Consider the following 13,311-nt stretch of genomic DNA (forward strand, 5'->3'; position numbering starts at 1 on the left):
AGCGAGCGCACCCGCATCCTGCGCGACATGCATGACGGCGTGGGCGCCCACCTGAGCGCCGCCATCCGGCAGTTGCAGTCCGGCAAGGCCAGCAGCGAGGACGTGCTGCAGACACTGCGCTACACGCTGGACCAGCTCAAGCTGTCCATCGACGCCATGCATCTGCTGCCGGGCGACATCAGCTCCCTGCTGGCCAACCTGCGCTACCGGCTGGAGCCGCGTTTTGCGGCCTCAGACATCGAGCTGCAGTGGGTGGTGGGCAGCCTGGAGCCGGTGGCCCGCATGGACGCCAATGCCATGCGGCAACTGCAGTTCATGGTGTTTGAGGCGCTGTCCAATGTGCTGCAGCATTCACACGCGACCACGCTGACGATCGAAGCGGAGATGGCCGGTTCCGGTGTCTGCCTGCGTGTGGTGGACAACGGCCGCGGCTTTGACGCCGCCGCGCCGCCGCGCAAGGGCCTGCTGGCCATGCGTGAGCGCGCGACCGCGATAGGTGTGTCCATTGCCATTGAAAGCCGCCCAGGCCGGACCGCGGTGGAAATCCGGATCGCCTGAGGCGGCTGCCGGACGCTATAAAAACAGGAGCTGGTTGTGCCCGCCCGCAAAGGGCTGGAGACCGATTTCTCTTGTAAAAGAGAGAAAAATCAGTCAACGGGGCAAATTTTGCACATTGCTGGCTGAAATCACGCCACCACCCAGGCAGACCTCGCCTTGGTAGAGCACGGCCGACTGGCCCGGCGTGACGGCCCACTGCGGCTCGTCAAAACGCAGTTCGGCGTCGGTGGGCGACGGGGCTGTCAGTTCGCAAGCTGCGTCGGCCTGGCGGTAACGGGTTTTGGCCGCCATGGCCCCAGGCGCGGGCGGCGCGCCGGCTACCCAGCTGCAGTCCTGCACCTGCACCTCCGTGGACAGCAGCCAGGGATGGTCGTGGCCCTGCACCACCCACAGGGTGTTGCTGTCCATGTCCTTGCGCGCGACAAACCAGGGTTCGTGTTCGCCCACGCCGCGCTGCCCGCGCGCCTGCACCGCCTTGAGTTCGGCGCCGCGCGCCTTGACCCCGCCTATGCCCAGGCCCTGGCGCTGGCCCAGCGTGTAAAAGCTCAGGCCCACGTGTTCGCCCAGCACCCGGCCCTGGTCGTTTTTGATTGGCCCCGGCGCCTTGGCGATGTAGCGGTTCAAAAACTCACGGAAAGGCCGCTCGCCGATGAAGCAGATACCGGTTGAGTCCTTCTTCTTTGCGTTCGGCAGGCCGATCTCGTCCGCAATGCGCCGCACCTCTGTTTTCTTCAGCTCCCCGACCGGGAACAGGGTTCTGGAGAGTTGTGCCTGGGTCAGCCGGTGCAAAAAGTAGCTCTGGTCCTTGGCCGGGTCCAGGCCCTTGAGCAGTTCATGCAGGCCGGTGGCTTCGTTTTTCCGCACGCGCGCGTAGTGCCCGGTGGCGATCATCGAAGCACCCAGGCGCATCGCATGGTCGAGGAAGGCCTTGAACTTGATCTCGGCGTTGCACAGGATGTCGGGGTTCGGCGTGCGGCCGGCCTGGTACTCGCGCAGGAACTCGGCAAAGACGCGGTCTTTGTAGTCGGCCGCAAAATTGACGTGTTCGATCTCGATGCCGATGACGTCGGCGACGGCGGCGGCGTCCACGAAGTCGATGTTGGACGAGCAGTATTTGCTGTCATCGTCGCTGTTGTCGTCATCTTCCCAGTTCTTCATGAAGATGCCGATAACCTCATGGCCCTGCTGTTTGAGCAGCCAGGCGGTGACGGCGGAGTCCACCCCGCCGCTCAGGCCGACGACGATCCGTTGCCGCTTGCCGTCGTGGCTGTGTGTGTTGATTTGTTGGTTGCCCATGGCTCCATTGTAAAAAGGCGAAAGCTTTTGCGCCTGCTCGGGGTCCGCCGGCCTTGCTGGCCATGCGGCCGGATGCCGGTGCTCGTCAGGGCAACCCACCGGGTTTGCAGAGCCATTCGGACTATTGTCGATGGCTGCACTGCGCCATCGCGGCCGTTTTCAGCACATTTCCAGCACAATGAAATGCTCGCATTTTTGCAGGAACCGCCACTTTGCAACGACGTCGATTTCTTTCCCGCACCGGACAGGCCATCACGGCTGCCGGCGTGGCCACCGGGCTGCCATGGCTTTCGTCGCTGGCCCAGGCCGCGGGCCTCAAACCCGTGGGCAGGGCCCAGCCCTTCGACTACGCGGTGCTCAAGGGCCAGGCGCGCGACCTGTCGGCCAAGCCCTACCGGTACCGGTCGATGGCGTTGCCGGCCGGTATTTCGGACTTGACCTGGGACCAGCACCAGGCCATTCGCTTTCGGGACGACCATGCTTTATGGGGCGATGACAAGCTGCGCTTTGTGGCCAAGTTTTTCCACCTCGGCCTGTACTTCAAGACGCCTGTGCGCATGCACGAAGTGAGCAACGGCCAGGCACAGGAACTGGCCTATGACCCGGCGATGTTTGATTACGGGAAAAGCGGCGTGCGGGGCGACAAGCTGCCCGCCGATCTCGGTTTTGCCGGCTTCCGCCTGAATTTTCATACCGATCCGGTGCGTGACGTGGCGGCGTTCCTCGGCGCAAGCTACTTTCGCGCGGTGGGCGGCGAATGGCAGTATGGCCAGTCGGCACGGGGCCTGGCCATCGACACGGCGCAAACTTTCCCGGAGGAGTTTCCGGATTTCATCGGCTACTGGCTCGAAAAGCCCGACCCGAAATCAGCTTCACTGACCGTGTACGCCCTGCTGGACTCACCGAGTGTCAGTGGTGCCTACCGCTTTGTGATCACGCCGGGCGACACGCAGATCATGGACCTGGACGTGGCACTGTACCTGCGTAAAACCATCGCCCGCCTGGGCATCGCACCGTGCACCAGCATGTTTCAGACCGGCGAAAACGACAAACGCATGGGCTGGGATTGGCGCGGCGAAATCCACGACACAGATGGCCTGGCCATGCACAGCGGCACGGGCGAATGGCTGTGGCGCCCATTGACCAACCCGGCGCAACTGCAGTTCAACGCCTTCCAGGACGACAACCCGCGCGGTTTTGGCCTGATGCAGCGCGACCGGAACTTTGATCATTACCAGGACGACGGCGTGTTCTATGAAAAACGCCCGAGCCTGTGGGTCGAGCCCAAGGCGGGCTGGGGCGCAGGCTCGGTGCAGCTGGTGGAAATCCCGACCGTGGACGAAACCTTTGACAACATCGTGGCCTTCTGGAACCCCAGGGACAAACCGCAGGCAGGGCAGGAATTGTTGTTTTCCTACCGGCTGCACTGGGGTGGCCAGCCGCCCATTGTGCAAATACCGTTGGCACGCTGCGTGGCCACACGCACCGGTCTCGGCGGCGTGGTGGGGAAAAAGCGCACGGCCTTCACCTGGCGTTTTGCGGTCGATTTTGCAGGCGGCGACTTTGCGTTACTGAACCCCGGGGCCCAGGTCAAAGCCGTGATCACGGCCTCGCGCGGCACGATTGAATTGACGTCGGCCCGGCCGCTGGACGCCATCAAGGGGTGGCGCGCCATGTTCGACGTACGCCCCGATGGCGACAGCACGGCACCCATCAACCTGCGCATGTATTTGCAGGCCGACGGCCAGTCATTGACGGAAACCTGGCTGTACCAATGGACGCCGCCGCCTGTGGCGCAGCGGATTCTTTACTGAAGCCTGCGCTGGCTGTCAGCGGAAAATGGGCTGCACCGTTGGCGCCCGGCAATCATCCATGACCACAGCGCCAAACGCAAATGCGATAGCGTCTGCTATCTCAAAGAACCCATGGTTCCTACCGCTGGCCCAACGGCGCATGCACGCTGGCGTCCGTGGTTACCAGATCAAGCGGGAAGCGCCTGCCTACCAGGTAGTCTTCCAGGCAGGTCAGCAGCAAGGGGCTGCGGTGCAAGTGCGCGCAAGCCCGGATTTCTTCGGGGCTGAGCCAGAGGGTGCGCACGATGCCTTCATCCAGCGCCTGCCCGGCCACCTCTGCACCCAGCGTGCCGCAAAAGGCGAAGCGCAGGTAAGTGATGTCCAGTGGGGCTTCCTGGCCAGGCACCGTCCGCTCGAAGCGTGACATATAGATGCCGACCAGCGCCTCGGGGTTGAAATGAAAGGCGGTTTCTTCGAGCGTTTCCCGCATACAGGCCTGCGCCGGGCTTTCGCCGGGGTCGAGGTGGCCGGCCGGGTTGTTCAGGCGCAGGCCGTCCTGCGTGTGTTCTTCCACCAGCAGGAACTTGCCCTCGCGCTCGATGATGGCCGCGACTGTGACACTGGGTTTCCATCTTGTATTCATGGCCCGCATTATCCGTGGGGCGCAGGGCTGTACCCGGCTGGTTACCGTGTGGCAAAAATCACATGAAAGTCATGTAAGCTAGCCGACAGCTTCAAAAATCACGTAGAACTACCTACACGCAACGAGGAGACACCCATGCGAATCGGGGTACCGGCCGAAATCACGGCGGGGGAAACACGCGTTGCCGTCACGCCCGAGACGGCCAAAAAACTCAAGGCCCAGGGCCACACCGTGTGCATCCAGTCGGGTGCCGGCGTGGCCGCCAGCGTTCCGGATGAGGCCTACGTGGCCGCGGGTGCCGAAATTACCGATGCGGCCGGTGCCTACGCCAGTGACATCGTGCTCAAGGTGCGTTGCCCGCTGGACAGCGAAATGGGCCTGGCCAAAGCCGGTACCGTGCTGGTCGGCATGCTCAATCCCTTTGATGCCACCGGCCTGCAGCGCCTGGCCGCCGCCCAGCTGACGGCGTTTGCGCTGGAAGCCGCGCCGCGTACCAGCCGTGCGCAAAGCATGGACGTACTGTCTTCGCAAGCCAATATTGCCGGCTACAAGGCCGTGATGATGGCAGCCGACAGCTACCAGCGCTTTTTCCCGATGCTGATGACCGCCGCCGGTACCGTCAAGGCCGCCCGGGTGGTGATTCTGGGCGTCGGTGTGGCCGGCCTGCAGGCCATTGCCACGGCCAAGCGCCTGGGCGCCGTGATTGAAGCCAGCGACGTGCGCCCCAGCGTCAAGGAGCAGGTCGAATCGCTGGGCGGCAAGTTCATTGACGTGCCCTACGAGACCGACGAGGAGCGCGAAGCCGCCGTCGGTGTCGGCGGTTATGCCAAACCCATGCCGGCCAGCTGGCTGGAACGGCAAAAGGCGGAGGTCGCCAAACGCGTGGCCCAGGCCGACATCGTTATCACCACCGCGCTGATTCCGGGCCGTGCTGCCCCGGTGCTGGTGACCGAGGACATGGTCAAGGCCATGAAGCCCGGCAGCGTGATTGTTGATCTGGCGGCACCACAGGGCGGCAACTGCCCGTTGACAGAACCCGGCAAAACCGTGGTCAAGCACGGCGTCACCCTGATTGGCGAAACCAATGTGCCGGCGCTCGTTGCAGCCGATGCCAGCGCGCTCTACGCGCGCAACCTGCTCGACTTCCTCAAGCTCATCATCACCAAAGAGGGTGAGCTCAAGGTCGACCTGGAAGACGACATCGTCGCCGCTTGCCTGATGACGCAGGGCGGTGAGGTAAAGAAAAAATGACTGGAAGGTTGTTCTCGCTGGTGGCGTTGACAGCCGCAATGGCTGTTTCGCCTGCACATGCCGAAACCGTCAAGGTGGGCAGGGCCAGCATCGAACTGCCGGAAGGAAACTGGAAAGCGCTGGCGACCAGCAACGGCCAAGACAAGGCGAGCGACGGTAGCGCGGACGGTGCGCTGCCTACCGAAACCCGCTCATTTGCCTTTATCTCGGATGGCCGCGTGATGGCCATTCTTTACGTGAACTCATCGAAGGCCGGGGGGCTGGAGGTCAACTGGATCAATACCTGCACGAGCACCCAGAGCGTCCTTGCCTTGAATCTGACAAAAAACCCCAACGCGCTCGAGTGCGTCCGGATGTCAGTCCCTTTGAAGGCGGAGCAATATCTCAAGCTTGCCATGCCCGATGTGTTGAACGCCATGGAAGCCAGGCACATGGCCGTGCCGCCAGCCATGCAAGCCATTGGTGTGACGGTAGGCAGCTTCGGCGGTACCAGCATGCACGTTAATTTGCTTGCGGTGCCGAGCTTTCTCGGTTTGCAAGGCGAGGAAGTTTCAACCCTTCCGGCACCCTTGAAGCCCGGCCAGCTCGTGTGGGCGCGCCAGCTGGCTGCAGCTGTCAAGGGCAGCCTCTACTCCATGAGCGGCAACATGACCCTTCCTCCCCTGGCCTTCGCTCCCCGCGTTAATTCATCAACTTCTCAATAGGCGATCATGGAAGCAGTTTCCCCCACCATCATCAACCTCATCATCTTTGTGCTGGCGATTTACGTGGGTTACCACGTGGTGTGGACCGTCACGCCGGCCCTGCACACGCCGCTGATGGCGGTGACCAACGCGATTTCGGCGATTGTCATCGTCGGCGCCATGCTGGCCGCTGCACTGACCGTCACGCCGCTGGGTAAAACCATGGGCGTGCTGGCCGTGGCGCTGGCCGCGGTCAATGTCTTCGGTGGTTTTCTGGTGACCCGGCGCATGCTGGAGATGTTCAGAAAGAAAGAAAAGAAAGTCGTTGCGGCTGATGCAGCGGGCACGGGAGCCGCCAAATGAGCATGAATCTTGTCACGCTGCTGTACCTGGTGGCTTCCGTCTGTTTCATCCAGGCGCTCAAGGGCCTGTCGCATCCCACCACCTCGATCCGCGGCAACCTGTTTGGCATGGTCGGCATGGCGATAGCGGTGGTCACCACCGGCGCGCTGATTGTGGAGATCTCGGGTGGCAAGGCCGTTGGCATGGTTTACGTGCTGGCCGCGCTGGTGGTGGGTGGTGCCGTCGGCACGCTGATGGCCAAACGCGTCGAGATGACCAAGATGCCCGAGCTGGTGGCTTTCATGCACAGCATGATTGGTCTCGCGGCGGTGTTCATCGCCGTGGCAGCCATGGCCGAGCCTGATGCTTTCGGCATCGTGGCCGCGGGCCTGCCGACGGCGGCCATCCCGGCCGGCAACCGGCTTGAGCTCTTCCTGGGCGCGGCCATCGGCGCCATCACCTTCAGTGGTTCGGTCATCGCTTTCGGCAAGCTCAGCGGCAAATACAAATTCCGCCTGTTTCAAGGCGCGCCCGTGACCTTCTCAGGTCAGCACATGCTGAATCTGGTGCTGGGCATCGCCACGCTGGCCCTCGGCCTGGCCTTCATGTTCACCGGCAACTGGACGGCATTTTTCGCGATGCTGGCGCTGTCCTTTGTACTGGGCGTTCTGATCATCATCCCGATCGGCGGCGCCGACATGCCGGTGGTGGTGTCCATGCTCAACAGCTATTCGGGCTGGGCCGCGGCCGGCATCGGTTTCTCGCTGAACAACGCCATGCTGATCGTGGCCGGCTCGCTCGTGGGTTCGTCGGGCGCCATCCTGTCCTACATCATGTGCAAGGCGATGAATCGCTCCTTCTTCAACGTGATCCTTGGCGGCTTCGGCGGCGAGGCGGGCACCGCTGCGGCGGGTGCCAAGGAGCAACGCCCTGTGAAGTCGGGATCAGCCGACGATGCAGCGTTTATCCTGGGCAATGCAGAAACCGTGATCATCGTGCCGGGTTACGGCCTGGCGGTTGCACGTGCGCAGCACTCGGTCAAGGAACTTGCGCAAAAACTCATTGAAAAAGGCGTGACCGTCAAATACGCGATCCATCCGGTGGCGGGCCGCATGCCCGGCCACATGAACGTGTTGCTGGCCGAGGCCGAAGTGCCCTACGACCAGGTGTTCGAGATGGAAGACATCAATGCCGAGTTCGGCCAGGCTGACGTGGCCATCATCCTGGGCGCCAACGATGTGGTGAACCCCGCCGCTCATGTGAAGGGCAGCGCCATCTACGGCATGCCCATTCTGGAGGCCTACAAGGCCAAGACCGTGATCGTCAACAAACGCTCGATGGCGGCCGGTTATGCCGGACTGGATAACGAGCTTTTCTACATGGACAAGACCATGATGGTCTTCGGCGACGCCAAAAAAGTGATCGAGGACATGGGCAAAGCCATTGAGTGACACGCGGCGATAACACTTTCGGGTTGCTGAAAAACATGAATTAGGGGGCTTCCCCTCCGGATTTCCCAGTTTCCTAGGGGAAAACGCAATAGCCCCGAAGAGGGTGCGCCACGAAAATTCGTGGCAGTTGTTCAATCGTCATCTGGAGAAGACAAACATGAATGCATCCACCCTCGATCGTCCCTGGTTGAGCGCCTACCCCCCGGGCGTGCCAGCCGACATCGACGCGTCGCAATACGCTTCACTGGTCGCACTGATGGAAGAAAGCTTCGCCAAGAATGCTGCTGCCGTGGCTTACAGCTTCATGGGCAAGGACATCACCTTCGGCCAGACGGACAGCTTGTCGCTGGCTTTTGCCGCCTATCTGCAGGGGCTGGGACTGGCCAAGGGCGACCGCGTAGCCATCATGATGCCCAACGTGCCGCAGTACCCGGTCACGGTGGCGGCCATCCTGCGCGCCGGTTATGTGGTGGTCAACGTCAACCCCCTGTACACGCCGCGCGAACTGGAGCACCAGCTCAAGGACTCCGGCGCCAAAGCGATTGTGATCATCGAGAACTTCGCCAATACGCTGGAGCAGTGCATTGCCAACACGCCGGTCAAGCATGTGGTCCTGACCGCCATGGGCGACCAGCTGGGCATGCTCAAGGGTGCCCTGGTCAACTACGTGGTTCGAAATGTCAAGAAGATGGTGCCGGCCTTCAACCTGCCGAACGCCGTACGCTTCAATGACGCCGTGGCCCAAGGCACACGCGGCACGCTCAAGCGGCCCGATATCAAGCCCGACGATGTGGCTGTCCTGCAGTACACCGGCGGCACCACGGGTGTTTCCAAGGGCGCCGTGCTGCTGCACCGCAACGTGATCGCCAATGTGCTGCAGTCCGAGGCCTGGAACGGCCCGGCCATGTCCAGCATGACGTCTGACGTGCAGCCCACCTATGTTTGCGCGCTGCCTCTGTATCACATCTTCGCTTTCACGGTGAACATGATGCTGGGCATGCGCACTGGCGGCAAAAACATCCTGATCCCGAACCCGCGCGACTTGCCGGCCGTGCTCAAGGAACTGTCCAAGCACAAAGTGCACAGCTTCCCGGCCGTCAACACGCTGTTCAACGGCTTGGCCAACCACCCCGACTTCAACACCGTGGACTGGTCGCACCTGAAAATTTCGTTAGGCGGTGGCATGGCGGTGCAAAGCGCTGTTGCCAAGCTCTGGCTGGAAAAAACTGGCTGCCCGATCTGTGAAGGCTACGGGCTGTCCGAAACCTCGCCTTCGGCCAGCTGCAACCCGACCAACAGCAAGGCCTTCACCGGCACCATAGGCGTGCCGATTCCCGGCACCTGGTTCAAGCTGCTCGACGACGACGGCAACGAAGTGCCACCGGGCCAGCCCGGCGAGATCGCCATCAAGGGCCCGCAGGTCATGGCCGGCTATTGGCAGCGTCCTGACGAGACCGCGAAAGTCATGACGCCGGACGGCTACTTCAAGTCCGGCGACATCGGCGTGGTAGATGAGCGCGGCTTCTTCAAGATCGTCGACCGCAAGAAAGACATGATTCTCGTCAGCGGCTTCAACGTCTACCCGAACGAGGTGGAAGACGTGGTCTCCAGCATGGACGGCGTGATGGAATGCGCCTGCGTCGGTGTGGTGGACGACAAGTCGGGTGAAGCCGTCAAGCTGGTGATCGTCAAGAAAAACCCGGACCTCACCGAAGCCCAAGTGCGCGAGTTCTGCAAGACCAACCTCACCGGCTACAAACAGCCCAAGGTGGTGGAGTTCCGCACCGAACTGCCGAAAACACCGGTGGGCAAGATCCTGCGCCGCGAGTTGCGTGACAAGAAGTAGGCGCAAGCCACGTCTTGCAGCAAAGGCGGCTTCGGCCGCCTTTTTTATTGATTCTTGGCATTTCGGGCAAACTCGCGGCCATGACGATTACCGCCATCCTCAGCGCGCTGGCCGAAGAGCAGCAGGGTCTGCTCGAACTCCTGCAGCAGCCCCAAAAATCCAACCACGCCGGACGTGACTTCTGGCAGGGGCGCCTGCATGGTCAGCCCGTGGTGCTTGCACTTTCACGCATCGGCAAGGTGGCGGCAGCTACTACCAGCACCGCGCTGATCGAGCGCTTCAATGTGGACCGGATCGTCTTCACAGGGGTGGCCGGCGGATTGGGTGACGGGGTTCAGGTGGGTGATGTGGTGGTGGCTACTGAATTTGTTCAGCATGACCTGGACGCATCACCGATTTTTCCGCGTTACGAAGTCCCGCTATACGGACGGAGCCGATTTCCTTGCAACGCAGCGCTGACCGCGCGGCTGCTTCAAGCCAGCCGCGCAGGGCTTGAGAGTCTCGCGCTACCCGCGAAGACCTTGCTGCATCATGGCCTGATGGCCAGCGGAGACCGCTTTGTTTCCGGTATGCAGGAGTCCCGGAATCTGCGCACGGCTTTGAAGCAGGGCGGCCACGAGGTGCTGGCTGTGGAAATGGAGGGTGCGGCAGTGGCGCAAGTGTGCTTTGACTACGGTCTGCCGTTTGCCGCCGTGCGCACAATCTCGGATCGCGCCGACGACACGGCGCATGTGGATTTTCCGGTGTTCGTTAAGGATGTAGCCAGCTTGTACGCGCAGGCGATCATGGAGCGATTTCTACTTTCGCTATTAATAAGATAGCTACTCGCGCCCGTCCTGCAAGGGCTTTCTGCGGATTTGACTGGTAAATGCGGTACGAACGAATTACTGCGGCCGGCGGCGCTCTTCAGACCAGCCGGGGCCGTGGGTCCGGCTTCGCCGGCCCGCAGGGCAGCGGCCCCCTCAGGGGGCAGGGAGCTACACGAAGTGAGCGACCGTGGGGGGCTACTTCAACCAGCCGCGCCGCCGGAAGTACCACATCGGTACCACCGCGCTGGCGGCCATCAGCAGCAAGGCATAGGGATAGCCCAGCGCCCAGTCGAGCTCGGGCATGAGTTTGAAGTTCATGCCGTACACGCTGGCAATCAGCGTGGGCGGCAGCAGGGCCACACTGGCCACCGAGAAGATCTTGATGATCTTGTTCTGGTTGATGTTGATGAAACCCACCGTGGCGTCCATCAGAAAGTTGATCTTGTCGAAGAGAAAGGCGGTGTGCGAGTCCAGCGAGTCGATGTCGCGCAAAATCTGGCGCGCTTCCTCGAACTGTTCAGCGTTGAGCATCTTGCTGCGCATCATGAAACTCACGGCGCGGCGCGTGTCCATCACGTTGCGGCGAATTCGGCCACTCAAATCCTCATGGCGGGCAATGGCGCCCAGCACCTCGCCGGCCATCACGTCGGTCACATCGCCGGACAACACCTTGGTACTGACTTTTTCGAGATCGATGTAAATGCCTTCCAGCGTGTCGGCCGAATATTCGGCGTCGGCATCGAACAGCTTGAGCAACACTTCCTTGGCGTCTTCAATCAGCCCCGGGGCGCGGCGCGCGCGCATGCGCAGCAGACGGAACACCGGCACGTCCTCGTCGTGGATCGAAAACAGCACGCCTTTGCTCTTGAGGTCGTCGTTGACCAGGTTCAGGATAAACGCCACCCGCACGGTGCGCGGCTCGTCGTCATCGGCAATCAGGAAGTCGGAGCGGATGTGCAGCTCGCCGTTGTCTTCTTCATAAAAACGCGCGGACTCCTCAATGTCCTCGTCCATCACGTCTTCGGGAATCGACAGGCCGTAATACTGCTTGATCCAGCGCTTTTCTTCCAGCGTCGGCGACTCCAGGTCCACCCAGATGGGCTGGAAGCGGGAGAGTTCCTCGAGCGATTCGATCTCTTCCTGGAACAGGCGCCCGTTGGCGAGCGTGAAGATATTGAGCATGACTGGCTCCCAATCGGTTTGGGGGAGCCGGCACCACACATCGGTTGGCGGGCGTCGGCGGGGTTGTGGATGGTGGCATCGCTTTCAACCCCGGGACGACTCTGGCGTCAGTCTGCGGTGCTGAAAGCTAGCGACTGGGGCTGCTTTCCAAGGATTTCTCCGTGATGAATAAGCGGCGATTATGACATCTCAACCCCGGGCGATCCATCGCCCGTGTCACATAAAAAAGTCAATGAGTTCGCCTTTTCGGGCCATGGCGTCCCGTTCGCCCAAGTCCATCAACGCCTTGATAAAACCCGGTTCAAACAGGAGGTAGCTGGCCAGCGCCGCGCCGCCGGGGCTGCCCTTGGCGCCCAGCGCGCCCAGGCCGGCCAGGGCGTTGTAGGTCGCAGCGGGCAACTCTCCCGCATGAGCCTGGGCCAGGGCATCGAGCGACTGGGACGGGGCGATGGCGAGCACTTCCACCGGCCGGTAAGGCATGAGGGCTGCGATTTCGCGCGGCATCTGAAGCAGGGTCTTGCTGACACGCTGGGCCTGCTCGACGTCGGCCTGCAGGGTGTCCTGAAAGACGCTGGCCAAGGCGTGGCCGGCGATGGCGCCCAGGGTGGGCCGGCCCGCAATGGCCGGGCCGCCGGTATTGCCCGTCAGTCCGGCGCGCTCCGGTTGACCCACGCCAATCACCAGAATTTTGCTGGCGCCCAGGTGCAAGGCCGACGACAGCGGCGAGCTCTGGCGCATGGATCCGTCGCCAAAAAATTCGCGATGGCCATCGACCCACAGGGGTGTGGCCGGAAAGAGAAAGGGGATGGCGCTGGAAGCCATCAGGTGTTCGATGGTGATGGGCTGAAACTCCGCACGCCGGCCGGGGCGGTTCCACAAGCCGGTGGCGGTGCCGGGCGCGGTCTGGCAGAAGGTCCAATGCACGCCGCTGGTGTAGCTCGATGCAGTGACCGCGAGCGCCAGCAGGGTCTTGTCCTGCAGGGCCCGCTCGATGTTGCTCAGCGAGATAACCCGATGCAGGGTGTCCACCATCGGCGTGTTGTTCAAAAAGGCCTGCTGCCTCCTGACTTGCTGCGACAGAAACAGAGCAGCAGCAATACGGCTCGAGCGTATCCAGCCGGGCACCTTGAGCTGGTAAACCTGTGCCGAGCGCAGTGTGGTCCAGAAGCTGGCAAGCTGCCCGAAGGCCGCCAGACCTTCGTTGGCACGGCTGGCCAGGTAACAGGCATTGAGCGCGCCGGCCGAAGTGCCGGCCAGAATCTGGAACGGAAAACGCTGGCTCCCCGTGCCACTCTGCAGCCCGAGAATGCGGGCCAGCGCCTGCAGCACGCCGGCTTGATAGGCAGTGCGGGCGCCGCCGCCCATCAGCACCAGCCCCTTGAGGTCTTCGTCGAGACGCGTCAGGCTGTTGGAAATAATCGTTTCAAGCGACATGGCGCGGAGGAAGTTCCATCCTG

12 protein-coding genes are annotated in these 13,311 nt (G+C 62.2%); 8 read left to right on the forward strand and 4 right to left on the reverse strand.

Annotated features, from left to right (window positions below; all coding sequences use genetic code 11):
- Nucleotides 1-558, forward strand: a 558-nt coding sequence (locus ABI660_RS12750) for an ATP-binding protein (RefSeq protein WP_348068534.1), incomplete at its 5' end; no start/stop codon positions are given.
- 93 nt (nt 559-651) lie between these two features.
- Here the strand turns inward: ABI660_RS12750 and mnmA are convergent.
- A complete protein-coding gene (gene mnmA / locus ABI660_RS12755) occupies nt 652-1,854 on the reverse strand; it encodes a tRNA 2-thiouridine(34) synthase MnmA (protein WP_348068536.1) in 1,203 nt (400 codons plus the stop codon).
- A 278-nt stretch (nt 1,855-2,132) separates the two neighbouring features.
- Between mnmA and ABI660_RS12760 the strand changes: the two genes are divergently transcribed.
- Nucleotides 2,133-3,668 carry a glucan biosynthesis protein D gene (locus ABI660_RS12760; protein WP_348068594.1) on the forward strand — a complete coding sequence of 512 codons (1,536 nt, stop codon included), beginning with the start codon at nt 2,133-2,135 and terminating at the stop codon, nt 3,666-3,668.
- Between the two features lie 118 nt (nt 3,669-3,786).
- Here ABI660_RS12760 and ABI660_RS12765 read toward each other — a convergent pair whose 3' ends face one another.
- Nucleotides 3,787-4,290 carry an NUDIX hydrolase gene (locus tag ABI660_RS12765; RefSeq protein WP_348068538.1) on the reverse strand — a complete coding sequence of 168 codons (504 nt, stop codon included), beginning with the start codon at nt 4,288-4,290 and terminating at the stop codon, nt 3,787-3,789.
- A 135-nt stretch (nt 4,291-4,425) separates the two neighbouring features.
- On the opposite strand from ABI660_RS12765, the gene ABI660_RS12770 reads away from it, so the two are divergent.
- The 6 genes from ABI660_RS12770 (at nt 4,426) to ABI660_RS12795 (ending at nt 10,684) form a co-directional block, all read left to right on the forward strand.
- Nucleotides 4,426-5,541: a Re/Si-specific NAD(P)(+) transhydrogenase subunit alpha gene (locus ABI660_RS12770; protein ID WP_348068540.1), complete on the forward strand. Its 1,116-nt coding sequence runs from the start codon at nt 4,426-4,428 to the stop codon at nt 5,539-5,541.
- Complete coding sequence (locus tag ABI660_RS12775; RefSeq protein ID WP_348068542.1) at nt 5,538-6,245, forward strand: hypothetical protein; 708 nt, start codon at nt 5,538-5,540, stop codon at nt 6,243-6,245. The genes ABI660_RS12770 and ABI660_RS12775 overlap by 4 nt, the downstream gene beginning before the upstream one ends.
- 6 nt (nt 6,246-6,251) lie before the next feature.
- Nucleotides 6,252-6,587, forward strand: a complete 336-nt coding sequence (locus tag ABI660_RS12780) for an NAD(P) transhydrogenase subunit alpha (protein WP_348068544.1) — start codon at nt 6,252-6,254, stop codon at nt 6,585-6,587.
- Nucleotides 6,584-8,017, forward strand: a complete 1,434-nt coding sequence (locus ABI660_RS12785; protein WP_348068546.1) for an NAD(P)(+) transhydrogenase (Re/Si-specific) subunit beta — start codon at nt 6,584-6,586, stop codon at nt 8,015-8,017. The genes ABI660_RS12780 and ABI660_RS12785 overlap by 4 nt, the downstream gene beginning before the upstream one ends.
- 157 nt (nt 8,018-8,174) lie before the next feature.
- Nucleotides 8,175-9,863: a long-chain-fatty-acid--CoA ligase gene (locus ABI660_RS12790; protein WP_348068548.1), complete on the forward strand. Its 1,689-nt coding sequence runs from the start codon at nt 8,175-8,177 to the stop codon at nt 9,861-9,863.
- Nucleotides 9,864-9,943: 80 nt separating this feature from the next.
- A complete protein-coding gene (locus ABI660_RS12795; RefSeq protein WP_348068550.1) occupies nt 9,944-10,684 on the forward strand; it encodes a 5'-methylthioadenosine/adenosylhomocysteine nucleosidase in 741 nt (246 codons plus the stop codon).
- 183 nt (nt 10,685-10,867) lie between these two features.
- Here ABI660_RS12795 and corA read toward each other — a convergent pair whose 3' ends face one another.
- A complete protein-coding gene (gene corA / locus ABI660_RS12800) occupies nt 10,868-11,854 on the reverse strand; it encodes a magnesium/cobalt transporter CorA (protein ID WP_348068552.1) in 987 nt (328 codons plus the stop codon).
- A 216-nt stretch (nt 11,855-12,070) separates the two neighbouring features.
- On the reverse strand, nt 12,071-13,288 hold the full coding sequence (locus ABI660_RS12805) for a patatin-like phospholipase family protein (protein ID WP_348068554.1): 1,218 nt from the start codon (nt 13,286-13,288) through the stop codon (nt 12,071-12,073).
- Nucleotides 13,289-13,311: the final 23 nt, after the last annotated feature.

Origin of the sequence: Polaromonas sp. (assembly GCF_039930745.1) — a bacterium.
GTDB lineage: Bacteria > Pseudomonadota > Gammaproteobacteria > Burkholderiales > Burkholderiaceae_C > Polaromonas.

Bases quoted from the DNA above. Each gene is read 5' to 3' on its own strand.
- mnmA (WP_348068536.1), bottom strand. From the start codon at position 1,854: ATGGGCAACCAACAAATCAACACACACAGCCACGACGGCAAGCGGCAA.
- ABI660_RS12765 (WP_348068538.1), bottom strand. From the start codon at position 4,290: ATGAATACAAGATGGAAACCCAGTGTCACAGTCGCGGCCATCATCGAG.
- ABI660_RS12770 (WP_348068540.1), top strand. From the start codon at position 4,426: ATGCGAATCGGGGTACCGGCCGAAATCACGGCGGGGGAAACACGCGTT.
- ABI660_RS12775 (WP_348068542.1), top strand. From the start codon at position 5,538: ATGACTGGAAGGTTGTTCTCGCTGGTGGCGTTGACAGCCGCAATGGCT.
- ABI660_RS12780 (WP_348068544.1), top strand. From the start codon at position 6,252: ATGGAAGCAGTTTCCCCCACCATCATCAACCTCATCATCTTTGTGCTG.
- ABI660_RS12785 (WP_348068546.1), top strand. From the start codon at position 6,584: ATGAGCATGAATCTTGTCACGCTGCTGTACCTGGTGGCTTCCGTCTGT.
- ABI660_RS12790 (WP_348068548.1), top strand. From the start codon at position 8,175: ATGAATGCATCCACCCTCGATCGTCCCTGGTTGAGCGCCTACCCCCCG.
- ABI660_RS12795 (WP_348068550.1), top strand. From the start codon at position 9,944: ATGACGATTACCGCCATCCTCAGCGCGCTGGCCGAAGAGCAGCAGGGT.
- corA (WP_348068552.1), bottom strand. From the start codon at position 11,854: ATGCTCAATATCTTCACGCTCGCCAACGGGCGCCTGTTCCAGGAAGAG.
- ABI660_RS12805 (WP_348068554.1), bottom strand. From the start codon at position 13,288: ATGTCGCTTGAAACGATTATTTCCAACAGCCTGACGCGTCTCGACGAA.